The organism is Amycolatopsis sp. VC5-11, assembly GCF_037034185.1.
In the GTDB taxonomy this organism is placed as follows: Bacteria; Actinomycetota; Actinomycetes; order Mycobacteriales; family Pseudonocardiaceae; genus Amycolatopsis; species Amycolatopsis nivea.
Genome location: NZ_JBAGKF010000013.1, coordinates 120,801 through 143,510, shown reverse-complemented (window position 1 = coordinate 143,510; position 22,710 = coordinate 120,801). Strand labels below are relative to the sequence as shown.

The window sequence follows — 22,710 nt, the reverse complement described above, 5'->3', positions numbered from 1 at the left end:
GAAGTGCTCACGGGAGCGCGCCTGCACGGGCCAGGAAAGGCACCGCGGGCGATGACTGTCAGCCGGTCAACCCCGGCGACGGGAGGTATTCAACCACAACCCGGTCAGGCGCCGCCGTCCTCCGACTGCTCGGTCTCTTCCGCCTGTTCCGCCTTCTCGGCCTCGCGGAGCCGCTGCAATTCGTCGATTTCCGCCTGCTGCGCATTCACGCGAGCACGCAGTTCCCCCAGCTCAGCGTGCAGCGGTGCCAGCGTTTCGGCGTAGATCTTGGTCGCCTGGCTCAACTGCGCAGCCGACTCCGCGACCCGCTGATCGGCCGCCAACTGCACACCCCGGACTCGCTCGTCCGCCTCCGCCGCCTGCTCGCGCAACCGCTGCTCTTGCTCCCGCATCCGGCTCTCGTGCTCGGCGGTCAGCGATGCCCGAAGTTCCTGCTGTGCCTCCGCGGCCGTCCGGCGCGCCTGTTCAAGATCCTCGACCGCCGTCGCACGCAACGCGGAGATCTCGCGCTGCAATGCCGTGACCCGGTCATGCGCGGCCGCCGCTTGCTCGAGCGCACGCTGCCGGTTGTTCTCGGCTTCGTCGCGGACCGCCAGCGCCCCTTCCTGCGCTTTCCTTGCCGTGGCAGCGTTGGCGAGCGCAGCGTCGCGCTCCTCCCGGTCCACTTCGGACTGTTTCCTGGCCGCGTCCTCGGCCGCTCGCGCTTCCTCCGCCGCCGCTACCGCGTGTGCGCGCTCGGCGTTAGCCACCCGGGCCTGCTCCAACGCCTCGTCGCGGGCGGCTTCGGCCTCTTCCCGCGCTTTGAGGGCGGCCGCGGTCTGGTCGGTGACGTGCGTGCGCAGCGCCGACAGTTCCGCGTGCAGCGGGTCCAACGCCGACAGCGCCGACCCGAGCTGCTCGTCGAGCGCCCGGGTGTCGAGCTGAGTCATCGGCTGGTCGGGGCCGTAGACGGTCACCCAGATCTCGCGCTGCTCGTCGAGCATCGCGCACGTGACGACCTTCGCACCCCACCGGCCGTACCGCTCCGGATCGGCCGGGCAGTAGGGCGTCGGCCGCCCGCCTTGCCGGGGGATGGGCGGCAGCGGCCGACCGCAGTACGCGCAGCCAGCCTCGTCCCCGGCGGCCAGCGCCCGCACGGTCGCTTCCCGGCGTTCCTCCCGGCTTCCGCGCCGGATCGGCGGCCCCACCGTCTCCATCAGTGCCCCTTTCCGCAGGTGGGAACCACTCTACAGTTAGAGTTTCAATACTCAAACCCTAGGTATCAGTTAGCGAAGCGGAACCGGTCGACGACGGCAGTGGCTGTGAACTATATGGATAACTGAGATTATTGATATAGTTAGCGCGCAGAGCGGGTGCCCCGCCTGTGCGAGCTTGGCGGGGCACCCGAAAAAGTGGTCAGCGGCACTGGGTGCCGACGCCGCCGGTCACTCCGCCCTTGAGGTAGTAGGCGGCCACGTAGCCCTGTTTGTAGGTGTTGCCGAGCTGGCGGACCCAGATGTCGTTGCCTTCGATGTTCTCGCCGTGGATCCAGCAGTAGGCGTCGTAGCCGTTGTTGGCGGTGACGTAGTCGACCTGCTGGCTGTGGGTCGTCGGCAGCTGGCGGACTCGCGCGTCGTGCCACGGCGTGACGCGGTAAGGGGCCAGCGCGGGTGCGGCGAGCGCTGGGCTGATCGTCGCTCCGGCGGCCGCGAGGGTCAGTGCGGCCACGGTCAGCGTCTTCGAGATCCTCATCGTGTTCCTCCCTGGTGATGGCGTTCCCCGGTCGCCACGGTGGTGGCCGATCGAGAACAGCACCAGTGCCGGGAGCGCGGCCAGAAGACCGGGTGTCCTGCCGTGTCCTGTTCTGCGCCGGACACGCGGACCTGCGGTTTCCCGGTCAGCTGTGCCGGTAGGACCGGACGGAGGTCGAGCGTTCGGTGCCGCCCAGGTGGTTGAGGACGGTGTGCGAGCCGGTGCAGTCCGGGGCGGGAAAGCCGAGCTGGCGTTCTTTGCTGCTGTTCATCTCCGAGCGGGCCTCGAACGGCAGGGCGGCGCAGTGGTTTTCACTGGCCCAGACCGGATCGAGCGTGATCTTCTGCCCGCCGAACTCCGGTTCGCTCCAAAAGCAGACGAACCCGGGCGCGCACTCGCCGACGGTCGCGGACGGACGGTTGAACACCCAGAACGTCACTGTCACGGCAGCCAGCAGCGCCGTGGCGGCCACTGCGACGAACTGCCATCGGTGCCCCGGCCCGGCCGGTTCCTTCGCCGCCGGACCGGACGCGCACAGCCGCTTGCGAACCGCGTCGAGTTCGTCGAACAGGTCCTCGCGGCCGCATCCGTGCAGGTAACAGCGCAGCTGACCGGCGGTCGGCACCTGGCCGTTCTCGAGGTAGGACACGCGCTGCCTGGTCAGCGCCTCCGAGCCGATCGCGGAACGCCGGGAGAGCGCGTGCTGGGTCATCGGCCCGCGCAGTTCGCGCAGGCGTTCGCCGAAGGTTTTCGCGTCCGGACTGCGCTCCGCCATGCTTCGCCCCTCGCCAAGCCGTCCGGACCGCGGATCAGCGTAGCGAGCGAAACCCCCAGGTCCCGGCGGCGAACGCGGTGATCCACCGTTCCGGGGACTCCGGACCGGTGGACGCGCAGCCACCGTGCCAGGATCAGCCGCCACCACGTCGGAGGTATGGGGGACGCTGATGACCGAGAGCGAGCTGCCGGGGTTTTCCTTCTCTCTGCGACCCGCTACGCGCGCGCCCGGCAGCGTCGCGCCAATGCTGAACGGCGATCTCGACTACGACGCGCTGGTCATCGAGGCATGCCAGGTGCTCGCCACGACGGATTGCGCGTTCACCGTCCGCGGCTTCGGCGGAAACTGGCCGGTGGACGTCGCCTACGACCTGTCGACGCTGGTCGAACAGCTTCCCGGCCTGCTGCGAGACCTGCGCGCCCGCCATGACGGCGAGATCGACTTCTACGGCCAGGGCATCGAGCGGACCCTGCACTTCCGGCCGCTCGCCGGGCAAGTACAGATCACCTGCGTGTCCAGGACATCCTGGACTCCGGATCCCGCGGTCGAGATCATCGACGGCACCCGTCTGGAAGAGATGATCCTCCGGCTGATGTCCGTGTTCAGCACTTCGCTGGAAACCGCGCGCTCCCCGCTGGCCGATGCGCCGCCGTTCCCTTCCTGGCGGTGAACCCTCACAACTCCCGGCTCACCACGCTGCCCGTCCGCACGGTCGCGAACCCCAGCCGGTGGTTCACCGCGATCATGTGCGTATTCGCCGCACCCGTACCCGTCCAGATTTGCGCCACGCGGGGGCGGTCCGTCGTGAACCACCGCAGCATCTCCGACTTCATCGCCAATCCCAGCCCGCGCCCGCGGTGCGCGGCGAGCACCGCGGTGTCGCCCTGGTGCAACCTCTCCGGCAGCAGCGGCCGCGCCTCCAGCTCCGTCAAGCCGACCACCTCGCCCGCCGAAGAAACCGCCACCACTGTCCGATGCTCGATGCCCCGTTCGCGATACGAGGCTTCGATCCGCCGGACCCGGTCCACCGACCAATCCGGCGCGCCGAACTCGGACTTGCCCAACGGCGCATCGCCGATCGCCGCGCGAGCCTTCGCATACGCGGAGACCAGTGACTCCGGCGCGGCGCCGACCCACCGCATCAGCCGGTATCCGGCAGGCACCGCGATGTCCCACCGCCTGCGGTCGACCTCGCTCAGCTCCATGATCTGCAGGACAGCCGTGTGCACGATCCGGAATCCGAGCCTCTGAGCCCAGCTTTCGCCAGGACCGCCGGGGGTCAGGTTCCAGCCCTCCGCCCGCGTTCGGCCGCGCGCCCGCAGCATCGGCTCCAAGGCGCGGAAGAACTCTGTCCCGATGCCCTGGCGCCGTACGTCCGGATGGACGTGGAGCCGCACGAGGGCGAGCTGTTCGTTCCCGTCGCCGGGCAGCGTCACGATCGCCCTGGCGACGAGCCGGTCGTCCCGGTGGGCGGTCCACACCAGCTGCTCGCCCGCCTGGATCTGCGGCGCGCGCACTCCGAAGATCGTCTCCTGCCGCGTCATCGGCGGACGTTCCGGGGAATCCAGCCGGCAGGCGGAAAACTGCAGCTCGTGCAGTGCGTCCCAGTCCGCGTCGCTCGCCCGGTCGGCGTCGAAAAGCCGTACGTCCAGCACTGTCGCCCCCCCCTGATCGAAATCAGCCCCTTCTGGCAACCTACCTATGTCCCTACGCTGGCACGGAAGCGCGCAGCAGCAGGTCCCGCAGCGCGAGCGCGACCTCCGACGGCTTCTCGGGCAGGAGGACGACCTGGTCGGCCGTGGTCGACGGGCCGGTCAGCGGGATGATCCGCAGGCCCGGCGGCTGGTGGTCCAGCGCCGACTCGACGGTGATCCCGATGCCCGTCCCGGCCGCGACGTGGGCGGCGATCGCCTGCACGCTGTCGGCGGTCCGGATGATCCGCAGATCCGCCCCGCTGATCCGGAACGCGGACAGCAGCCGGTCGCAGAGCCCGCTGTTGATCTGGTGCGGCCAGGTCAGCAACGCGGTCGAGGACAGTTCGGCCGCGCTCAGTTCCTTGTGCCCGGCAAGGGAATGCGCGGCGGGCACCAGTGCGACGAACCGTTCGGCGGACAGCACCCGCGCCCGCACGCCGTTGATCCCGCCGGTCGCCCAGCCGATGCCGAGTCCGACGGTTTCCGCGCGCAACGCGGCGAGTTGCGCGGTGGTCGGCATCGGCTCGGGCACGATCGTGACGTCCGGGAACTGCTCGCGCAGCCGCGGCAGGCAGCGCAGCAGCACCTGGTGGGCGGTGTATTCGGCGTGGGCGACGACGAGCGTGGTGCGTTTCCGGTCGCCGCCGGCGAGGGAGCTGCCGCGTTGCTGGAAGCGGCGCAGCTGGGCGAGGGTGGCGTGCGCGTCGGGCAGAAGGGCTTCGCCGAGGTCGGTCAGCGAGACGCGGCGGCTGGTGCGGTGGAACAGCTTGCCGCCCAAGGTTTTCTCGAGGCGGCGGACGGCGTCGCTGACCGTCGGCTGCCCGCGGTGCAGGCGCTCGGCAGCGCGGCCGAAATGCAGTTCCTCCGCGACCGTGACGAACGCTTCCAGCTCGATCCTGTCCACCGGACCAGACTAGCCCGATCGATCGGTGTCACCGATCGCTGGGTGCTGGAGAACGGCGTTGATGACGTCCGCGGATCGGGATGAGATGGAGAGCAAGCAGGGGATTTCCCCACGACCGGAAGAAGTTTTCGCATGACAGCCACTGCCGTTGACGGCATCCCCGAGGCCACGGTGACCGTGGTCTGCCATTCGGTGCACGGGCACACCCGCCTGCTGGCCGAGCATCTCGCCGAAGGGGCGCGGCAGGTGCCGGGCGTGCGGGTGCACGTCGTCGATCTGCGCGCCGAGGACGTCTCCGCGGGCCGCTGGCACGACAGCGAGGTGATGGCGCTGCTGGACCGTTCCGACGCGATCGTGATGGGCTGCCCGACGCTGATGGGCAGCGTGTCCGCGGTGTTCAAGACGTTCATGGAGGCCGCGTTCACGCCGTTCACGACGCAGGCGTGGAAGGACAAACTCGCCGGCGGGTTCACCATGTCCGCGTCGCAGAGCGGGGACAAGCTGACGGTGCTGCAGCAGCTGTCGGTGTTCGCCGCGCAGCTGGGCATGCAGTGGATCGGCGTGGGCGACATGCCGGGCAACAACTGGAGCGGCGGGTCCCGCGACGACGTCAACCGGCTCGGTTCGTGGCTGGGGCTGATGAGCCAGAGCCACGCCGACCTCGGCCCGGAGGACGCCGGGTCGCACGGCGACCGCGTCACCGCGCAGCGCTACGGCGAGCGGATCGCCCGGCTGACGCAACGGTGGGTCAACGGCGTGCCGTACGAAACCGGCCGGATGACCGAGCACGAGGCCCGTGCGCTGTCCGCTTCGCTGCGGGAGGCGGTCGCCTGAGCGCGGCGGGGGTGCGGTCCGTGACCTGACCGCACCCCCGGAGTCCTACGTCCCGGCGACGAACTCGGCGAGCAGGCCGTGCGGTGCGTCAGGGCCGAACATCTGCCGTTGCAGGTGCGCCCCCTCGGCGGCGGTTTCCGCGCCGCGCGGGAACATCGCGTGCTCGTACTCGGCGAGGGCGGTCTCCACGTCGTCCGGATGCGCGGCGAGGGCGAGTCCGAGTTCGGCGCCGTCGAGCATGGCCAGGTTCGCGCCTTCCCCGTTCGGCGGGGCGAGGTGCGCGGCGTCGCCGACCAGGGTCACGCCCGGCACCCGCTTCCATTCGTGCCCGATCGGCAGCCCGTAGTGCGGCCGGAGGACCGGCGGGGTATCGCTTTCGGTGATGAGCGTGGTCAGCGCCGTCGACCAGCCCTTGTACTCCGCCGCGATCCGGGCGGCCGCGGCGGCTGGGTCGGCGAAATCGATGCTGTCGAACCATTCCAGCGGCCGGGTCAGCCCGATGTAGGCGTGCAGGATTCCGTCGCGCTCGCGGTGTGCCGTGATGCCCTGGTCCGGCGAGAGCGCCAGCAGCATCCCGCCGCCGACCGCCTCGGCCGTGGCCGGAAACCGCCGATCGGAGTCGTAGACGAAGGTCTCGACGGCCGACGCGCCGGTGTACTCCGGCTTCGCCGAAGACAGCAGCGGCCGGACCTTCGACCAGGCGCCGTCGGCGCCGACCAACAGGTCCGTGGCGATCGTGCTTCCGTCGGCGAACGCGACCTCGTAGCCCTGAGCCAAGGCGCGCACGCCGCTGACCTTGTGTCCCCAGTGGACAGTGCCCTCCGGCAGCGAGTCGATCAGCAGCTGCCGCAACTCGCCGCGGTGGACCTCGGGGCGGCCGCCGGTGCCGTCGTCGGGTTGTTTGAACAGCACTGTCCCGTCCCGGGACAACAGCCGCAGCTCTTGTCTCCCTTCCAAAATCAGGTCGCGGAATTCCGAAGTCAGCCCGGCGGCTTCGACGGCGAGCTGACCGTTGTAGTCGTGGATGTCGAGCAGGCCGCCCTGGGCGCGCGACGCCGGGGAGGGCTCGGCCTCGTAGACGGCGGCCGGGATTCCGTGGACGTGCAGGACGCGGGCGAGCGTGAGGCCGCCGAGCCCGGCGCCGACGATCGTGACGGAGGTGTTCATGACAGGGCTCCTTCTGCCGAGAGTTCTGGTACGCCATTCCATATTGGAACGGCGTACCAGATGTGTCAAGATGGGCGCATGGCTACGGGGACGCGCCGGGCACAGCGGCGCACGGAGGCACTCTCTCGGGAGCGCATCGTCGAGGCGGCGGTGGAACTGCTGGACGCGGCGGGCGAGAGCGGCCTGACGTTCCGGGTGCTCACCGAGCGGCTCGCGACCGGGCCCGGGGCGATCTACTGGCACGTCGCGAACAAGGGCGAGCTGCTCGTCGCGGCGACCGACGCGGTGGTGGCCGACGCGCTGGCGGCGGAGCCGGCCGGATCGCCGCGGGAGGAAGTGCACGCGGTCGCGCTCGGCCTGTTCTCCGCGATCGACGCGCATCCGTGGCTGGCCGCGCAGCTGCTGCTCCAGCTGTCCCGCAGCCCGGGCGGGCCGGTGACGCCGCGGATCCTCGAAAGCCTCGGCCGCCGGGTCCGCGCGCTGGGTGTGCCCGAGGAGCACTGGTTCACCGCGACGTCGGTGCTGATGCACTACGTCCTGGGCGCGGCCGGGCAGAACGCGGCGAACAGCCAGGTCGCCGAGCCGGACGCGGACCGGGCCGAATTCCTTGCCGCCACGGCGGAAGCGTGGGAGAAGCTCGACCCGCGGGAGTACGAGACGACCCGGCTGATGGCGAGCCAGATGCGCGAGCACGACGACCGCGAGCAGTTCCTCGCCGGGATCGATCTCGTGCTCGCCGGGGTCGCCGCGCGGTATCCGGGCGGGCGCGCATGACCCTCGCGCTCACCGATGCCGGGGGAGCGGGCAAGGACGCGCGGGAGCGGTTCGGGGAGTTCCTGCGCGTGTACGCGTCGCTCAACACCCGCGTCGCGTACGCGACCGATCTCGGCATCCCGCTCGACTGGGTGCCCGGCTATCAGCCGCCCGATCCGGGACGCCGCCGCGGCCGGGCCCGACGGACCGATCCGGATGCGCTCGCATGGCTGCCGTGGTGCCTGCGCAACGGGTTCACGTCGTTCGCCGACGTCCGGGTGGAGCACGTCGAGCAGTGGCTGGACGAGCTGGCGCGGGCCGGGTACCGCGACGCGACGCGCGGCCGGATGCTGTCGGCGGTGTCCGCGTTCTATCGCAAGTACCTGCTGCGCGAAGGCTTGGCCGGGCACAATCCGGCCGCGCTCGTGGACCGGCGGGCGCAGCATCTCAACCGGCCCTCCGGAGTCCCGTCGCAGACCGCGCGCTGGTCGTTCGACGCGTGCCGGGCGTTGCTGCTCGCGGCGTGGCTGCTGGCCGGCCACAGCCGGAACGGCCTGCGCGACCGGGCGATGGTGGAGATCCTGGTCGGCACCGGCGTGCGCGCGGAGGAACTCGTCGGCGTCGATCTGGGCGACTACCGGCGGCCGACCGCGGGCGGCTTCGGCGTGCTTCGCGTGCACGGCAAGGGATCCAAGGACCGCGAGGTCGCGCTGGCCGCGCCGGTGGCCGACGCGCTCGACGCCTATCTGGCCGACCGGGCCGCGCCACAGGTCCCGGCGCTGCGCGGGCAGGTCGGCGCGAAGCGGGCGGAGCCGTTGTTCGTCACCAGCACCGGCGCGCGCGTGCACGTGTCGCATGTGACGGCGTTGCTGCGCCGGTTGTGTGCGACGTTCTGCCAGCCACCCAAGACCGCGCGGCTGCAGGAGGTGCTCAACACCGCCGAGGCCCGGTTCGTCGCGACGCACCTGCAACCGTTGTGCGACACCATCCATCCGCATTCGGCGCGCCATTCCTACGCGACGCACGCGATCGAGCGAGGGGTCCCGCCGCGCCAGGTGCAGCGCGACCTCGGGCACGCCGCGTTGTCGACCACCGAGGGCTACCTCCACGACGAGAACGCCATCCGGGATTCGGCCGCGCACGAACTGGCTCCTGCCCTGCATCGCGGCTGGCTCGGCTGATCAGCCGAACTTCGCGGCCTGTCCCCGGTGCAGGTCGCTGACCCATTCCCAGCCGGGCTTGGCCGACGGGCCGATCCTGGGATCGTCGGGCTCGCGGCCGTCGCGCAGGGCGTGCACGTACGCGCGATCCAGCTCGATGCGCGCGCGGACCTGACCGGCTGCGACAGATCCGTGGCCGGGGACGACGACGTCGACCTCATCCGCCACGGCTTCCAGCAGCTGCAGCCCGGTCAGGTAGTCCCCGATCGGGTCGGCGGTGCGGCCGAACATCGGGACGAGCACGTCGGACAGCATGTCTCCCGCGACGAGAACCCCGCGTTCCTCGATCAGCAGCGCCGCGTGCCCCGGGGCGTGTGCGGGATGTTCGATGATCCGGGCGCGCGGGCCGTCCCAGGGAAGGTACGCGGTTCCGGCGGGCAGGCCGGTGACGCGGCCGAACAGGTCCATCGGCACGTCGTCGGCGATTTCCGGCGGCAATCCTTCGGCGACAAGGGTTTTCCAGTCCGGCTTTGCCAGCAGGTCCCGCAGGGAGGCGGCGCACCGGGCGGTGCCGTAGCGGGGGACGTCGCCGAATTCGGCGTGCCAGAGCACGTGGTCCCAGTCCGGATGCGTCGCGAAGCCCGCTGCGACCGGCTGGCCGAGTTCGCGGAGATCCTGGGCGAGGCAGCCCAGTTCCTCGTAGGTGAGCCCGGGGTCGACGAGCAGCACGCCGTCGCGGCCCTGCACGACGACCGCGTTGTTCTCGAGCACCTCGCTCTGGTGCACCAGCACGCCTTCCGCTGCCTGGCTCAACATGGCGCCCCCTTCGCTCGTGGAGCGCGACAGTAGCCCGAAGTGATAGCAAAGTGCAAGCACTAGCCTGGTACCGCGGCAGCGGTCAGGCCTCGATGAACGGCTCGGTGCACAAGGTGCAGGTGATCGGCCCCAGTTCCAGGATCGACCGGGCCGCGCGGATCCGGCGCGGGGGTTCGCAACGGCAGATCGCCGCGACGTAGTTCGGCCCGCCGCGGTGCGCGCCGCGGCCGTCGACCGGGGCGATCACCACCGGCGGCGCGAGCGGTTCGGCGATCTCGTCCGGCGTTTCCGGGTCGTCCGGCGGGGCCGCGACGGCGCGTCGGGCGACCTCCTGCTCGGTGTGCCGCCACACGGTCAGCGCGGCTTCGAGCCGGGCGAGTTCTCCTTGGTACGCCTCGAGTGTCGCGGGGAGCGCGGTGGTGGCGGACCAGCCGATCCGGTCCGCCTGTTCGGCACGGAGGCCGAGTTCGGCGGCGAGCGCGGCGAAGCGTTTGTTGTGGTAGCGGCCGTCGCTGACGTCGACGATGTCGCGGGTGGCGGCGAGTCCGTGCGCGGCTTCGTGGAGCGTGGTGGAGAGGATTTCGGCCGCGCTGCGCCGCAGGCCTTCGGCGCCGAGGAAGAACTCGGCGCGCGGTTCGACGCCGTCGCCGACGTGCCAGCGGGACCGGGCGAAGTGGCCGTGGATTTCGGTGGTGGTGCCCATCGTTCCCGAGGCCAGCACCAGAATCGCTTCGGGAACGTCCGCATGCCGCCGCCGGATCTCGGCCCAGAGCTGTTCCATCGCGTGCATGACACGGGTCGTGGGCCCCAGTGCGGCGGTGTCCATGCGCCTATCTTGCCGCTTAAGCGGTAACTAGCCGAGGGCGAGTCCAGCAAGCACGCGCTCGAGGCCGGCGGCGAAGACGGTGTCGCCGTCCGGGTGCACGGCGTCGCGGGCGGTGCGGAACAGGGTGGGGTAGCGGCCGGTGTCGAACATCCGCTTCAGATACGGCGCGGCGGCGCGGTGCCAGCCTTCCTCGTCGAGGCCGGTGTCGCTGATGAGCCGCCGTTCGCGGATCTCGCTGCGGACCGCACCGGTGACATAGGAGTGCACGGTGAAGACCGTGATCACGGCGTCCTCGATCGGGCCCGGACCGGCCGCGGCGGCGAGCGACGCCTCCAGGTACGCGAGCGCGTTCGGGCCGAGGCCGGGGCGTCCGCCGATCAGGTCCGCGAACCATTCGTGCCGCTGGACGGCGGCGCGGCAGCCGTGGGCGAGCGCGCGCAGCGCGGCCACGCCTTCGGTGTCCGGGTCGGGCAGCCGAATCTCGCCGTAGACGGCGTCGGTCATCAGGTCGAGCAGTTCTTCTTTGGTGTCGAGGTAGCCGTAGAGCCGCATCGGCCCGGCGCCGAGCGCGGCGGCGACTTTGCGCAGCGACACCGCTTCCAGCCCGCCTTCGTCGGCGAGCGCGCAGGCGGTCTCGACGATGCGGGCGCGGCTCAACGGCGCCGGCGCCGCGCGCGCCGGCGGTTCGGGCCGTTCCCACACCAGTTCGTCCATGCTCGCTCCTTTTCGGGTGACAGTACCGGGACGGTTCCGATACGGTGTATTTCGCCAATACAGTGTATCGAGGGGATGTCATCATGCGAATCGTGATCGCCGGGGGCGGGCTCGGCGGGCTGACGTGTGCGCGGGTGCTGCACGCGCACGGGATCGACGCCGTGGTCTGCGAACGCGATGCCAGCAGGGAAGCGCGAGTCCAAGGCGGCACGCTCGACCTGACCGTCAGCGAGGGCCAGTGGGCGCTGCGCGAGGCCGGGCTGGAGGCCGGTTACCGCGCGATCGCCCGTCCGGAGGGCCAGGACATGGTCCTGTACGACTCCGCGGGAACCTTGCTGCGGCGGGAGGTCACCCCGGACGAGGGGGAAGAACGCTGGGGCCGCCCCGAGGCGGACCGGCCCGCCCTGCGGAAACTGCTGCTCGACGCGCTTCCGGAAGAGACTGTCCACTGGGGACACGCGGTGACGCACGCGGAGCCGCTCGGCGACGGACGCCACCGCGTCCACCTGTCCGGCGGCGAAACCCTGGACTGCGATTTCCTGATCGGCGCGGACGGCGCCCGGTCGAGGATCCGGCCGCTGCTGACCGACGCGGAACCGGCGTACTGCGGCGCGCACGGGATGGAGCTGGTCATCCACGACGCGGACCGGGCGCACCCGGCTGCTTCGGCGCTCGTCGGGCGCGGCAGCTTCTCCGCGATCGGGGATCAGCAGACGCTTTCCGCGCAGCGCAACGGAGACGGCACCATCCGGGTCCATCTGACGCTGCGGTGCAGCGAGGACTGGATGGAGTCGTCGGGGATCCCGTTCGACGACCCGGATCGCGCTCGCGCCGCGCTGAAGGAGCTCTACGCCGGGTGGCCGGCGGAATTCCTGGCCCTGGTGGATGCCACGTCCGGGCCGCTGCTGGCGTATCCGTTGACCGCGCTACCGGTCGGGGTGCGGTGGGAGAACACGCCCGGCGTGACGCTGATCGGGGACGCGGCGCACCTGATGTCGCCGTTCGCCGGGCAGGGCGCGAACCTCGCGATGCGCGACGGCGCCGAGCTTGCGCTGGTTCTCGCTGAAGGCGGCGATGTGCGGAAGTTCGAGCAGGTGATGCTCGAACGCGCCGAGCCGGCGGCGCGGATGTCGGCGGACAACCTGGAGCTGTTCCTGTCCGACGGCGCGGCGGAGAAGGTGCGGCACCTGTTCGCGAAGATGTTCGGGGAGGAAGACTGACGTCTCAGGCAGGTTCACGCAGCCGGTAGTGCTGCGGGCTGCGCCCGTACTCCCGTTTGAACGCGGCGCTCAGCGTGAAGGGGCTGCGGTAGCCGACTTGCCGGGCGATGGCGGTGAGCGTCGCGTCCGGGTGCTGGCGCAGGAGGTCGGCGGCGAGGGCGAGCCGCCAGGTAGCGAGGTAGGTCATCGGCGGTTCGCCGACCGCGTCGGTGAACCGCCTGGCGAGCGCGGCGCGGGAAACGCCGGTCGCGCTCGCGAGACCGGCGACGGTCCACGGATGCTCGGGCTGGTCCTGCAGCAGGCGCAGGGCCAGCCCGGCCACCGGGTCGCCGTGCGCGCGGTACCAGGCGGGCGCGGCCGGGCGGTCGAGCCATTCCCGCAGGACGCGGACGAGCAGGAGGTCCAGGACCCGGTCCAGGACGGCTTCCTGCCCGGGGACGTCACGTTCGATCTCGTCGGCGAGCATCGCGACGAGCGGATCCGGGCTGGTCCCGGCCCGGGCGGTGACGACGCTCGGCACGGCGGCGAGCAGACGGCGCGAAACCTCGCCGACCGTCGGGTAGGTGCCGGTGAGCAGCACGGTCGGACCGTCGGGGTCGCCGCCCCAGGTGCGGACGCCGAACTCGGTCAGGTCGGTGAGATGCCCGCCGTCGGGCGTGACGCACTCCTGCCCCGGCCGGATCACGGCCTGCGGCGGCGTCCCCGGATCGTCGGCCACGAGGTAGGGATCGGGCCCCCGGACGACTGCCACGTCACCGGTGTCGAGCCGGACGGCTTCGGCGTTGTCGGGCACGAGCCAGGCATCGCCGCGGACCACGGCGAGCACGGTCAGCGGCGCTTCGTCCTCGATCCGCAACGACCACGGCGGGCGCAGCACGGACCGGAGCAGGAACGCGCCGTGCGCACGGGGTCCTTCGAGCAACGCGGTGAGCGGGTCCACCTGGCCGAGACTAGCGCCGCGGCAAGGGAAAACTTCGTGTTTTCGCGGGTTCCCTTGCCGCGGCGCGCTTTCTTCTGCCCGGCCGGGCAGATCGCCGTCCGAGCGCTGGCCCGGTGTCGAGCAAGTCCGCTATTCCGGCTCACCGGCCGCGGCGTTGCGGGCGGTGGGACAGGGGCGAGGAAGCCCGCTAGTTTCCGGTTCCCAGCCGCGCCGACAGCCGCTGCGGGCGCTGGCCCAGTGTCGGTTGCGTCCCCCGGCTGCACAGACCGCCGTAGTGAGCGCAGCCCAGTGTCGAGGAAGTCCGCTATTCCCCCCTCCGGCCGCGCAGACGGCCGTCGCAGTCGGGCTGTTTCCGCCTCCCGACGGCGCAGACAGCCGTACCAAGCGCTGCCCGAGTGTCGACGAGGTCGATTGTTTCCTCATCCCCGGCCGCACCCACCGCCATCCCGAGCGCTGGCCAGGTGTCGAGCAAGTCCGCTATTTCCGCGCTGTCAAGGAAATCCCGCGATGCTCCGCGATCGCAGTGCCGGGCAACCGTCAAGCTGGCGCGGATGTGGCTGGGAATCAGTCCGGCGCTCGGTGTCAGGCGGCGAGCATCGCTGCGGCGACCTCTTCGGCGGCAGCGTCCGGAATCGCGCTCGCGGCGTCTTCCAGGACGACCAGCCGCGCGCCGGGGATCTCGCGGGCGAGCGCTTCGCCGTTGCCCACCGGGAAGAACACGTCCCGGCGGCCGTGCAGCACTACCGTCGGGAGCGCGATTTCCGGCAGGCGTTCGCGCCAGCGCGGCGTGCAGTCCAGTTTGGAGAACACCATGCCGAGGTGGTTGGCCATCTGCACGGCGGGCTCCGCACTGGGCGCACGGTCGAAGATGCGGGCCGCCACGGTTCGGGCAGCGTCGGGGTCGTTGCCGAGGACTTTGGCGCTGGCGGCGGCCCGGTCGGCGACGGCGGCGCGGTCCGACCAGTCCGGCATCGGCAGCGAGAACAGTTCGCGCATGGCTTTCTTGTCGTGATCGGGCAGGTCCGCGTCGACGGGACCGGGGGCCACGGGGCGCGTTCCGCAGAGCGTGAGGGCGGAAAACGCGCCGGAGTGGTCGAGGGCGGCGACTTGGGCGACCATCCCGCCGACGCCGATGCCGGCCAGGTGAGCGGGCCGGTCGTCGAGTTCTCCGGCGAGCGCGGCGGCGTCGGCGGCGAGGTCGCGCAGGGTGTAGGCGGGGGCGTTCGGGTCGATCGTGGTCGAGGTGCCTGCGTCGCGGAGGTCGTAGCGCACGACGTGCCGTCCGCCGCGGGCAAGGGCTTCGCACACGGCGTCGGGCCAGGACAGCATCGTGGTGCCGCCGGCGAGCAGGACCAGCGGCGCGGCCGGGTCGCCGAAGTGCTCGGCGCCGAGAGTGACGCCGTTGGGGAGCGAGTGCTGCATGGAGGTCTCCTAGCGAGACGATGACGCATGGCTCCGAGCGGATAACCGATGGATCGTCTCGCGGTCTGCGGGTTGACTGGGGTGCGTTGGGGGACAAGACGAAAGGCAAGGCGATGGTGATCGTTTCCAAGGCGGCGCTCGTGGCGGCGGTGGTCGCGGCAGGCTTGATCGCGGGGTTGTTCTACGCGTACACGGTGTCGGTGATGCCGGGCCTCGCCCATGCCGACGACCACACGTTCGTGACCGCGATGCGCCGGATCAACGAGGCGATCCTCAACGGCTGGTTCATGCTGTCGTTCCTGGGCGCGCCGTTGCTCGCCGTCGCGGCCGTGGTGCTGCACTTCACCAGCGGCGCGCGAGGCGGGTTGCCCTGGCTCATCGCAGGTTCCGTGCTGTTGGTGGCGATGGTGGTGGTGACCGGCGCGATCAACGTGCCGATGAACAACGCCCTCGCCGCGGACACGGTCGATTTCGCCGCGCTGCGGGCCCAGTTCGAGGAGCCGTGGGTGCGCTGGAACCTGGTGCGGACGGTGCTGTCCGCGGCTGGATTCGGGTGCCTGGTCGGTGCGGTGGTGTCCCGGGGCGCGTGACCCCGGGACACCGGTGAGGTCAGTCGGCGAGCCGGAAGCAGAGGTCGGTGTCCCAGTTGTTCGCGTCCGGCTCGATCTGCGGGTTGGTGCGGTAGATCTCGAGCCGCGCGACCCAGTGTTCGCCGTCGGCCTCGACGGTGCGGTCCCAGCGCACGTCCTCCTTTTCGCCCCAAGCGAGGAGGTCGGCGGTGGCGGCGAAGAGGCCGCTGGGCGCTCCGTGGTGGGTGGCCTGTGCGTATTTCCCGGCGGGCAGGACGTCGTTGAAGTACTCGTCGCCGAGGTCGAGCGGTTCGGTGACCGGCACGCCGACCTCGACGGTGACGGTCTCCATGTCCGCGCCGAGCACCAGGTACCGGAAGAACGGCGCGCAGGCGGGTTCGAGGCCGCGTTCGGCGAGGGCACCGATGATCGCGGCGATCCGGTGCGCGACCTCGGCCATGCCGTCGGGGCCGACGGTCGCGCGGTAGCCGACGTAGCGCTGTTCGTTTCTGTCCACAATGGAGGGCAAGAGGGGTTCCTTTCCGGGAGCGGGTGCGGGAGTCAGCCGAGCAGCGGGCGTACTTCGATGGTGCCGTAGGTCGCGGCCGGGTGCCGGGACGCGTGGTCGACGGCCTCGTCGAGGTCGGCGCATTCGAGCACGGCGTAGCCGCCGATCTGGTCTTTGGTCTCGGCGAACGGCCCGTCGGTGAGCAGGACCTCGCCGTCGCGCACGCGGACCGTGGTGGCTGTCGCGGGCGGGTGCAGTCCGCCGCCGCCGACGAGGATGCCGCGCTGGAGCAGGTCCTCGGACCAGCCGCCGCAGCCGATCGCGAGCTGTTCAGGGGTCGGCTCTTCGGAGCCGGCGATCATCAGCAGGTAGCGCATCAGTTCTCCTCGTTGAGGGTTTCGGCGAGGCGGGCGGCGAACGCCTCGGGTTCGGCGGCGAAACCGCCGTGGTCGCCCGGGAACCGGACCGGCTCGCTGCCCAGCGCCCGGGCCAGGCCGACGCCCGCCTCGTACGCCGGGGTCCCGACCGCCTCGCCGACCGCGACGACGATCCTGGTGTCCCCAGCGGCGAGCGCTTCGAGGTCGGGTTCCCACGTGCCGATGGCGCCCATCAGCTTGCCGAAGAACACCTCGAAGTTGCCGCGCATCTGCTTGCCCTGCTCGATTTCCTCGGCGGTGGGGTGCTCGGGCGGCGGCGGGATCTCGAAGCCGCTGGCGGCCATGAACGCTCCGATCGCCGCGTCGACGCCCTGCTCCCGGTAGATCCCCGGGATGTCCGGGTAATCGGCCAGCAGGTCGCCGAGGTAGTGGCTGACCGGCGGTTCGTGCGCGACGAGCGTCCGCACCGCGCCCGGGTAGCGCGTGGCGTGTTCGAGCATGGTGATCGCGCCGCCGCTGTTGGCCAGCACCGAGACCGGCCCGGCGTCGAGTTCGGCGAGCAGCCGCTGGACGTCCTCGGCGTGCTGGCCGACCAGGTCGTCGTCGAGATCGGTGGTGCGGCTGCGGGAGATCCCGCGCGGGTCGAAGGTGACGACGGTGTAGCGGTCGGCGAGGCACGGGCGCAGCGCGGCGAACCCGGTGGCGTCCGCGGGCCCGCCGGGCACCAGGAGCAGCAGCGGCCCGGATCCGGCGACGTCGTAGTGGATCTGCGCGCCGGGTGCGCTGAGGGTCTTGGTGATCATGACTGTCCTTCCGGAGTCGGTTCTGCCCTCCCGACGAACGGACGAGGCGGAGACAGACACCTCCGGCGAAGAAATTTCCGAAAGTCTTCTCCGGAGGTAGCTGCGTTCGGCTCCGGTGGGGGCCAAGGCGAGCGCTTCGGTGTACGCGACCTGGGCTTCTTCGGTGCGGCCGAGCCTGCGGAGGAAGTCCGCGCGGGTGGCGGGCAGCAGGTGGTAGCCCGTCAGGTCTTCGGCCAGCCGGTCGGCGAGGGCGAGCCCGGCTTCGGGCCCGACGGCCATGCCGACCGCGACGGCGCGGTTGAGTTCGACCACCGGACCCGGCCGGTAACGCCGCAGCTGGAGATAGAGCCCGGCGATCTGCGCCCAGTCGGTGTCTTCGGCGCGCGCGGCACTGGCGTGGCACGCGGCGATCGCGGCCTGCACTTGGTACGGCCCGGGGCTGCGCCGTCGCAACGCACTTTCCAGCAGCGCGGTGCCTTCGGCGATCGCGGCGGTGTCCCACTGGCTGCGGTCTTGTTCCTCGAGCGGGATCAATTCGCCGTCGGGGCTGTTCCGCGTGCCGCGGCGGGCGTGTTGGAGCAGGAGCAGCGCGAGCAGGCCGGCGGCCTCGGATTCGTCCGGCATCAGGGAATGCAGCAGCCGGGCCAGCCGGATCGCTTCGACCGCCAGATCGGGACGCTGGAGGTCGTCGCCTTCGCTGGCCGAGTACCCCTCGTTGAACAGCAGGTACAGCACGCCGAGCACCGCGGCGGTGCGCTCGGGCAGCAGGTGCGCGGGCGGTACCCGGTACGGGATCCCGGCGGCGCGGATCTTGCGTTTCACCCGGACGAGGCGCTGCGACATCGTCGACTCGGACACGAGGAACGCGCGGGCAATCTCGGCGGTGCTGAGCCCGACGAGCGTGCGCAGCGCGAGCGCCACCTGCGCTTCGAACGCGAGCGCGGGATGGCAGCAGGTGAAGATGAGCCGGAGCCGGTCGTCTTCCACCATGTTCTGTCCACCGTGGACGGCTGCCGGTTCGTCCGGGACGGCCAGCAGCGCGGCCTCCCGGAGTTTGTCCGCTCCCGCCGACGCGCGGCGGAGCCGGTCGACGGCACGGTTGCGGGCGGCGGTGGTGAGCCACGCGCCGGGGCGGTCCGGAACGCCGTCGCGCGGCCAGGTGCGCACGGCGAGCGCGAACGCGTCCTGGGCGCATTCCTCGGCCAGGTCCCAGTCGCCGGTGACGCGGATGAGCGTGGCCACGACGGAGCTCCACTCGTCGCGGAACGCCTGCGCGACCGCGGCTTCGGCCGCGTCGTGCTGCCCGGTCACTGCGTGCCCCTCCCTATGCGGGCCGGCGAACGGATTCCGCCGGCACTGTCCGAACGGTAAACCGGGGCGCCGACAATTTCGCGCGGTCAGGCTCCGGCGAGCTGGCCGATCCCGTCGAGGATGCGCTCGAGCCCGAACCGGAAATGGTGCTCGGGATCCGAAGATCCGCCGTAGGTCTGCCCGGCGGTGGTGCCGACCCGGCTCGCGCGCGGGAAGTGCACCGGATCAGCCGCCGGGATTTCCGCCAGCACCGGCGCGGAACGGTTCCACCAGTCGACGTCGCTCAACCCGCTGCGCCGGGCGGCGCGGGTCGCGTCCACCGAACCGCGCGCCGCGCCGGCGACCAGTCCGTTGAGCAGGCTGACGATCGCGTCGAGCTGGACGTCGTCGAGGTCGAGTTCGTCCATCGCGGCGAGTTCGCGCTCGTATTTGGCGAAGGTGTGCGGGCCCAGCGTCGGGCGGCCTACGCGGATCTCCAGCAGCCACGGATGCCGGTGGTAGAGCCGCCACAGGTCCTCGGCGACCGCGGCGAGCCCGGCCCGCCAGCCCTCCGGCAGCTCCCCGGGGAGCTCGCCGTGCGCGTGGTCAAGCATCAGCTCCAGCAGCTCGTCGCGGCCGGGCACGTAGGTGTAGAGCGACATCGTGGCGACGCCGAGGTCGTCGGCGATCCGGCGCATGGTGACCGCGTCCAGTCCTTCCGCGTCCGCGACCCGGATCCCGGCGGACACCACGTGCTCGACCGACAGCTTCGGCTTCGGGCCGCGGCGCGGGGGACCCGGCACGCCCCACAGCAGTTCGATGGCCCGCCGCGGATCGCCCGGTTCCTCGGTGTCCATATCGCTCCTTGTACGCAGTACAGAGTTTTCCGGTAGACTATCCCGGAGAGGCCAGCCAGGGGAGGGCGGAGCGCTGAATTCAGTAGTGGTGGAGCCGGGCCGGGTCGTGTTCTGGAGACCGGACGGCGCGGAGCCGGACGGTCCCGGGGCGCCCGGGACCGTCGAGGTCGTGCTGCCGGACGGGGTGCGCACGGTGCCCGCGCTGCGGTTGCCGACCGCGGACGCGGTGCCGGTGCTGCGGACGCTGGCCGGTCCGTCGGCGAGGTTCTGGGCGCTGGCCGCCGAGGCCGCGGAACGGCTCGCGTCGGCCGGGTGGACCGGGGCGCTCGACCCCGACGAGGAAGCCTGGCTGCGGCGGCTCGCCGACGCGATGCCGCCGCACGCGCACGCGACGCCGATCCCAGGCGACCCGGCGCGGTTGCCGGAGCCGTATCCGCTGCTGATGCGATTCCTCGGCGACGTCGCCGGAGTGGAGCCCGCGCTGCGGGTGTCGCTGCGGATCGAATCCGACGACCTGGCGGGCGGCCGGTTCCGCGCGGTCGTCCAGGTGCACGGCGGGACCGAACCGCTGGTGGACGCGGAAGAACTGTGGCGCACCGGCAGCCAGGAGGCGCGGCACGAGGTCCTGCTGGCCTTGCGGCACGGAGCCGAGGTGTGGCCCGCGCTGGCTCCGCTGCTGTCGGCGGCGGTTCCGTCGTCGGTCGCGCTGGGAGACCGCGAGATCGCCGAACTGCTCGCGGGCGCGCTCGACGCCGCGGAGCTGGCGGTGCACTGGCCCGCGGAGCTCACCGGGCTGGCCGCGCGAGCGGTCGTCCGGCCGGGCGACGCGCCGTCGGACGCGCGGTCGTTCTTCGGCGGCGACCGGGTGCTGCAGTTCGACTGGCAGCTCGCGCTCGGCGACAGCGAGCTGAGCGTCGCGGAACTCGACGCGCTCGCCGAGGCCCAGCGTCCGGTCGTCCGGCTGCGGGACCGGTGGGTGCTGCTGGACCGCACGACCGCAGACCGCGCCCGGGACCGCACGCTCAAACCGCTCACCGCGATCGAGGCGCTGGGCGTCGCGCTCACCGGGCGCACCGAGGTCGACGGCGAGCAGGTGGAGGTCCGCATCGACGGCTGGCTGGAGGAGCTGCGCGAGCGGCTGTCGGCCGACCCGGCGCCGGTGCCGCAGCCAGCCGGGCTGGCCGCGACCCTGCGCGACTATCAGCTGCGCGGCTTGCAGTGGCTCGACACCGTCACCGGCCTAGGCCTCGGCTGCTGTCTCGCCGACGACATGGGGCTCGGCAAAACCGTCACGCTCATCGCCCTGCACCTGCACCGCGGCGCCGGTCCGACGCTGGTCGTGTGCCCGGCTTCGCTGCTGGGCACGTGGGAAACCGAGATCCGCCGGTTCGCGCCCGGGACGCCGGTGCGCCGGTTCCACGGCACGGCGCGGTCGCTGGAGGATCTCGGCGGCGGGTTCGTCCTCACCACCTACGGCACGCTGCGCACCGATCCCGCGCCGCTGGCCGGGGTGAGCTGGGATCTGCTGGTCGCCGACGAGGCCCAGCACGTGAAGAACCACCGTTCCGACACGGCGAAAGCGTTGCGGCTGCTGCCTTCCTCGGCGAAGGTCGCGCTCACCGGCACGCCAGTGGAGAACACTCTCACCGAACTGTGGGCGATCCTCGACTGGACCACGCCCGGACTGCTCGGCCCGCTCGCCGATTTCCGCAGGCGCTGGGGGAAGCCGGTCGAATCCGGGGCCGATCCGGCGGTCGCCGAGCAGCTGTCGCGGCTGCTGCGGCCGTTCCTGTTGCGCCGCCGCAAATCCGACCCGGGCATCGCGCCCGAGTTGCCCGCCAAGACCGAGACCGACCGGCCGGTGTCGCTCACCGCGGAGCAGGCCGCGTTGTACGAGGCGACCGTGCGCGAGCTGATGGCGGACATCTCCGCGAGCGACGGCATGGCCCGCCGCGGCCGCGTGGTCAAGCTGCTCACCGCGCTCAAGCAGATCTGCAACCACCCCGCGCAGTTCCTCGGCGAGCCCGACGACAGCCCGCTCGCCGGGCGGTCCGGCAAGCTCGAGCTGCTCGACGAACTGCTCGACACCATCCTCGCCGAGGACGGCGCGGTGCTGGTGTTCACCCAGTACGTCGTGATGGCGCGGCTGCTCGAACGGCACCTCGCCGCGCGCGGCGTCCCCTCGCAGCTGCTGCACGGCGGCACCCCGGTCGCGCGGCGCGAGGAGCTCGTCCGCGGTTTCCAGAACGGCGACGTGCCGGTGTTCCTGTTGTCGCTCAAGGCCGCGGGCACCGGGCTCACCCTCACGCGGGCCGACCACGTCGTGCACTACGACCGGTGGTGGAACCCGGCGGTCGAGGACCAGGCGACCGACCGCGCGTACCGGATCGGGCAGACGCGGCCGGTGCAGGTCCACCGTTTGGTCGCGGAAGGCACGGTCGAAGACCGGATCGCGGTGATGCTGCGGGAGAAACGCGCGCTCGCCGACGCGGTGCTCGCCTCGGGCGAGGCCGCGCTCACCGAACTCACCGACGCCGAACTGGCCGAGCTCGTCACCCTCCGGAGGCAGCGATGACCGACCGGGTCCGCGGATTCCCCGCGTTCCCCGCCCGCCCCGGCCGCGGCCCGTTCGCCCGCACCTGGTGGGGCCGCGCGTGGCTGCAGGCGATGGAGGACACCGCGCTCGACCTGCGGCAGCTGAAGAAAGGCCGGAGCTACGCCGCGGCGGGCCTGGTCGGCCCGATCACGGTCAGCCCCGGCCTGATCACCGCGACCACCGAGGACGCCGACGACGGCCCGTACCGCACCGGCGTGCACCTGGCCGAACTGTCCACAACGGACTGGGAACTGCTGCTCGACCGCGCCGCCGACCACTCCGGCCACCTAGCCGCACTGCTCGACCGGCACCTGCCGCCGGAGCTGGCCGAGGTCGTCCCGCTGCTGCCCGGCATCGGCGACCTCGACCCGGACTGCGACTGCCCCGGCTGGGAACTCCCGTGCCGGCACGCCGCCGCCCTGTCGTTCCAGGTCGCGTGGCTGCTCGACGCGGACCCGTTCCTGCTCCTGCTCGCCCGCGGCCGGACCGAACAGGAAATCCTCGACGAACTCGGCCGCCGTACTGCCACCCGGGTCACCACCGGGGTGCTGGCCGCGGACGTGTATGCCCGGGAGGTGCCGCCGCTGCCGGATCTCGCGGAGTTCACGCCGCGCGTGCGGTGACCGGCGCTCGTGCGCGGCCGGGTGCGTGCAGCGCTCGGCGGGATCGGGCGGATTGGCTTTCGCCGCCGGATCCCGCCGAGTTCACGCCGCCGTTCTGCCGAGCGTGTGCAGCCGGATTGCTCGCATCGCTC

22 protein-coding genes and 2 pseudogenes are annotated in these 22,710 nt (G+C 71.6%); 8 read left to right on the top strand and 16 right to left on the bottom strand.

The features are described from left to right. Nucleotides 1-104: 104 nt before the first annotated feature. The 3 genes from WA670_RS31520 to WA670_RS31510 form a co-directional block, all read right to left on the bottom strand. Complete coding sequence (locus WA670_RS31520; protein ID WP_336159735.1) at nucleotides 105-1,196, bottom strand: hypothetical protein; 1,092 nt, start codon at nucleotides 1,194-1,196, stop codon at nucleotides 105-107. A 199-nt stretch (nucleotides 1,197-1,395) separates the two neighbouring features. Then, nucleotides 1,396-1,731 (bottom strand): hypothetical protein, encoded by a 336-nt coding sequence (locus WA670_RS31515; RefSeq protein WP_336159734.1) that lies wholly within the window; start codon nucleotides 1,729-1,731, stop codon nucleotides 1,396-1,398. Nucleotides 1,732-1,876: 145 nt separating this feature from the next. Then, on the bottom strand, nucleotides 1,877-2,506 hold the full coding sequence (locus WA670_RS31510; RefSeq protein WP_336159733.1) for a helix-turn-helix domain-containing protein: 630 nt from the start codon (nucleotides 2,504-2,506) through the stop codon (nucleotides 1,877-1,879). 169 nt (nucleotides 2,507-2,675) lie between these two features. Here WA670_RS31510 and WA670_RS31505 point away from each other — a divergent pair, with 169 nt between their 5' ends. Then, the gene (locus WA670_RS31505) at nucleotides 2,676-3,176 is read left to right on the top strand and encodes a hypothetical protein (protein WP_336159732.1); all 501 of its coding nucleotides are present in this window, start codon (nucleotides 2,676-2,678) and stop codon (nucleotides 3,174-3,176) included. A 4-nt stretch (nucleotides 3,177-3,180) separates the two neighbouring features. On the opposite strand, the gene WA670_RS31500 is transcribed toward WA670_RS31505, so the two are convergent. Continuing rightward, entirely contained in the window at nucleotides 3,181-4,161 is a 981-nt protein-coding gene (locus WA670_RS31500) for a GNAT family N-acetyltransferase (RefSeq protein ID WP_336159731.1), read from the bottom strand. 52 nt (nucleotides 4,162-4,213) lie between these two features. Continuing rightward, nucleotides 4,214-5,104, bottom strand: a complete 891-nt coding sequence (locus tag WA670_RS31495) for a LysR family transcriptional regulator (protein WP_336159730.1) — start codon at nucleotides 5,102-5,104, stop codon at nucleotides 4,214-4,216. A gap of 132 nt (nucleotides 5,105-5,236) precedes the next feature. On the opposite strand from WA670_RS31495, the gene WA670_RS31490 reads away from it, so the two are divergent. Further along, nucleotides 5,237-5,938, top strand: coding sequence for a flavodoxin family protein (locus tag WA670_RS31490; RefSeq protein WP_336159729.1), 702 nt, complete (start codon nucleotides 5,237-5,239; stop codon nucleotides 5,936-5,938). 45 nt (nucleotides 5,939-5,983) lie between these two features. Here WA670_RS31490 and WA670_RS31485 read toward each other — a convergent pair whose 3' ends face one another. Continuing rightward, nucleotides 5,984-7,105 (bottom strand): FAD-dependent oxidoreductase, encoded by a 1,122-nt coding sequence (locus tag WA670_RS31485; protein ID WP_336159728.1) that lies wholly within the window; start codon nucleotides 7,103-7,105, stop codon nucleotides 5,984-5,986. Nucleotides 7,106-7,183: 78 nt separating this feature from the next. On the opposite strand from WA670_RS31485, the gene WA670_RS31480 reads away from it, so the two are divergent. Further along, the gene (locus WA670_RS31480; RefSeq protein WP_037806128.1) at nucleotides 7,184-7,879 is read left to right on the top strand and encodes a TetR/AcrR family transcriptional regulator; all 696 of its coding nucleotides are present in this window, start codon (nucleotides 7,184-7,186) and stop codon (nucleotides 7,877-7,879) included. Further along, nucleotides 7,876-9,039, top strand: a complete 1,164-nt coding sequence (locus WA670_RS31475; RefSeq protein ID WP_037806130.1) for a tyrosine-type recombinase/integrase — start codon at nucleotides 7,876-7,878, stop codon at nucleotides 9,037-9,039. The genes WA670_RS31480 and WA670_RS31475 overlap by 4 nt, the downstream gene beginning before the upstream one ends. On the opposite strand, the gene WA670_RS31470 is transcribed toward WA670_RS31475, so the two are convergent. The 3 genes from WA670_RS31470 to WA670_RS31460 form a co-directional block, all read right to left on the bottom strand. Next, the gene (locus tag WA670_RS31470) at nucleotides 9,040-9,834 is read right to left on the bottom strand and encodes an MBL fold metallo-hydrolase (protein ID WP_336159727.1); all 795 of its coding nucleotides are present in this window, start codon (nucleotides 9,832-9,834) and stop codon (nucleotides 9,040-9,042) included. An 82-nt stretch (nucleotides 9,835-9,916) separates the two neighbouring features. Then, nucleotides 9,917-10,660: a hypothetical protein gene (locus tag WA670_RS31465; RefSeq protein WP_238606386.1), complete on the bottom strand. Its 744-nt coding sequence runs from the start codon at nucleotides 10,658-10,660 to the stop codon at nucleotides 9,917-9,919. A 27-nt stretch (nucleotides 10,661-10,687) separates the two neighbouring features. Continuing rightward, nucleotides 10,688-11,374, bottom strand: coding sequence for a TetR/AcrR family transcriptional regulator (locus WA670_RS31460; RefSeq protein ID WP_336159726.1), 687 nt, complete (start codon nucleotides 11,372-11,374; stop codon nucleotides 10,688-10,690). A gap of 83 nt (nucleotides 11,375-11,457) precedes the next feature. Between WA670_RS31460 and WA670_RS31455 the strand changes: the two genes are divergently transcribed. Continuing rightward, nucleotides 11,458-12,594, top strand: coding sequence for an FAD-dependent oxidoreductase (locus WA670_RS31455; RefSeq protein WP_238606388.1), 1,137 nt, complete (start codon nucleotides 11,458-11,460; stop codon nucleotides 12,592-12,594). Nucleotides 12,595-12,598: 4 nt separating this feature from the next. On the opposite strand, the gene WA670_RS31450 is transcribed toward WA670_RS31455, so the two are convergent. Together WA670_RS31450 and WA670_RS31445 are read right to left on the bottom strand one after the other, a co-directional pair. Further along, nucleotides 12,599-13,534 carry an AraC family transcriptional regulator gene (locus WA670_RS31450; RefSeq protein WP_336159725.1) on the bottom strand — a complete coding sequence of 312 codons (936 nt, stop codon included), beginning with the start codon at nucleotides 13,532-13,534 and terminating at the stop codon, nucleotides 12,599-12,601. 582 nt (nucleotides 13,535-14,116) lie between these two features. After that, on the bottom strand, nucleotides 14,117-14,956 hold the full coding sequence (locus WA670_RS31445; protein ID WP_336159724.1) for an alpha/beta fold hydrolase: 840 nt from the start codon (nucleotides 14,954-14,956) through the stop codon (nucleotides 14,117-14,119). Between the two features lie 113 nt (nucleotides 14,957-15,069). Here WA670_RS31445 and WA670_RS31440 point away from each other — a divergent pair, with 113 nt between their 5' ends. Then, nucleotides 15,070-15,546 (top strand): anthrone oxygenase family protein, encoded by a 477-nt coding sequence (locus WA670_RS31440; protein ID WP_336159723.1) that lies wholly within the window; start codon nucleotides 15,070-15,072, stop codon nucleotides 15,544-15,546. 19 nt (nucleotides 15,547-15,565) lie between these two features. On the opposite strand, the gene WA670_RS31435 is transcribed toward WA670_RS31440, so the two are convergent. The 5 genes and pseudogenes from WA670_RS31435 to WA670_RS31415 form a co-directional block, all read right to left on the bottom strand. Continuing rightward, a complete protein-coding gene (locus tag WA670_RS31435; RefSeq protein WP_238606391.1) occupies nucleotides 15,566-16,054 on the bottom strand; it encodes a GyrI-like domain-containing protein in 489 nt (162 codons plus the stop codon). 32 nt (nucleotides 16,055-16,086) lie between these two features. Continuing rightward, nucleotides 16,087-16,410 (bottom strand): YciI family protein, encoded by a 324-nt coding sequence (locus WA670_RS31430; RefSeq protein WP_037806147.1) that lies wholly within the window; start codon nucleotides 16,408-16,410, stop codon nucleotides 16,087-16,089. After that, nucleotides 16,410-17,138: pseudogene (locus tag WA670_RS31425) on the bottom strand (alpha/beta fold hydrolase); the annotation flags it as partial. The pseudogene WA670_RS31425 and the gene WA670_RS31430, both read right to left, overlap by 1 nt. A 144-nt stretch (nucleotides 17,139-17,282) precedes the next feature. After that, nucleotides 17,283-18,524: pseudogene (locus tag WA670_RS31420) on the bottom strand (RNA polymerase sigma factor); the annotation flags it as partial. A gap of 86 nt (nucleotides 18,525-18,610) precedes the next feature. Continuing rightward, on the bottom strand, nucleotides 18,611-19,360 hold the full coding sequence (locus WA670_RS31415) for a TetR/AcrR family transcriptional regulator (RefSeq protein WP_037806149.1): 750 nt from the start codon (nucleotides 19,358-19,360) through the stop codon (nucleotides 18,611-18,613). Between the two features lie 106 nt (nucleotides 19,361-19,466). On the opposite strand from WA670_RS31415, the gene WA670_RS31410 reads away from it, so the two are divergent. Together WA670_RS31410 and WA670_RS31405 are read left to right on the top strand one after the other, a co-directional pair. Further along, a complete protein-coding gene (locus WA670_RS31410; RefSeq protein WP_336159722.1) occupies nucleotides 19,467-21,935 on the top strand; it encodes a DEAD/DEAH box helicase in 2,469 nt (822 codons plus the stop codon). Next, the gene (locus WA670_RS31405; protein ID WP_134662710.1) at nucleotides 21,932-22,579 is read left to right on the top strand and encodes an SWIM zinc finger family protein; all 648 of its coding nucleotides are present in this window, start codon (nucleotides 21,932-21,934) and stop codon (nucleotides 22,577-22,579) included. Before WA670_RS31410 ends, WA670_RS31405 begins: the two co-directional genes overlap by 4 nt. Nucleotides 22,580-22,710: the final 131 nt, after the last annotated feature.

Bases quoted from the DNA above. Each gene is read 5' to 3' on its own strand.
- WA670_RS31485 (WP_336159728.1), bottom strand. From the start codon at position 7,105: ATGAACACCTCCGTCACGATCGTCGGCGCCGGGCTCGGCGGCCTCACG.
- WA670_RS31455 (WP_238606388.1), top strand. From the start codon at position 11,458: ATGCGAATCGTGATCGCCGGGGGCGGGCTCGGCGGGCTGACGTGTGCG.
- WA670_RS31405 (WP_134662710.1), top strand. From the start codon at position 21,932: ATGACCGACCGGGTCCGCGGATTCCCCGCGTTCCCCGCCCGCCCCGGC.
- WA670_RS31520 (WP_336159735.1), bottom strand. From the start codon at position 1,196: ATGGAGACGGTGGGGCCGCCGATCCGGCGCGGAAGCCGGGAGGAACGC.
- WA670_RS31445 (WP_336159724.1), bottom strand. From the start codon at position 14,956: ATGCAGCACTCGCTCCCCAACGGCGTCACTCTCGGCGCCGAGCACTTC.
- WA670_RS31510 (WP_336159733.1), bottom strand. From the start codon at position 2,506: ATGGCGGAGCGCAGTCCGGACGCGAAAACCTTCGGCGAACGCCTGCGC.
- WA670_RS31415 (WP_037806149.1), bottom strand. From the start codon at position 19,360: ATGGACACCGAGGAACCGGGCGATCCGCGGCGGGCCATCGAACTGCTG.
- WA670_RS31505 (WP_336159732.1), top strand. From the start codon at position 2,676: ATGACCGAGAGCGAGCTGCCGGGGTTTTCCTTCTCTCTGCGACCCGCT.
- WA670_RS31460 (WP_336159726.1), bottom strand. From the start codon at position 11,374: ATGGACGAACTGGTGTGGGAACGGCCCGAACCGCCGGCGCGCGCGGCG.
- WA670_RS31470 (WP_336159727.1), bottom strand. From the start codon at position 9,834: ATGTTGAGCCAGGCAGCGGAAGGCGTGCTGGTGCACCAGAGCGAGGTG.
- WA670_RS31515 (WP_336159734.1), bottom strand. From the start codon at position 1,731: ATGAGGATCTCGAAGACGCTGACCGTGGCCGCACTGACCCTCGCGGCC.
- WA670_RS31440 (WP_336159723.1), top strand. From the start codon at position 15,070: ATGGTGATCGTTTCCAAGGCGGCGCTCGTGGCGGCGGTGGTCGCGGCA.
- WA670_RS31490 (WP_336159729.1), top strand. From the start codon at position 5,237: ATGACAGCCACTGCCGTTGACGGCATCCCCGAGGCCACGGTGACCGTG.
- WA670_RS31465 (WP_238606386.1), bottom strand. From the start codon at position 10,660: ATGGACACCGCCGCACTGGGGCCCACGACCCGTGTCATGCACGCGATG.
- WA670_RS31430 (WP_037806147.1), bottom strand. From the start codon at position 16,410: ATGCGCTACCTGCTGATGATCGCCGGCTCCGAAGAGCCGACCCCTGAA.
- WA670_RS31480 (WP_037806128.1), top strand. From the start codon at position 7,184: ATGGCTACGGGGACGCGCCGGGCACAGCGGCGCACGGAGGCACTCTCT.
- WA670_RS31475 (WP_037806130.1), top strand. From the start codon at position 7,876: ATGACCCTCGCGCTCACCGATGCCGGGGGAGCGGGCAAGGACGCGCGG.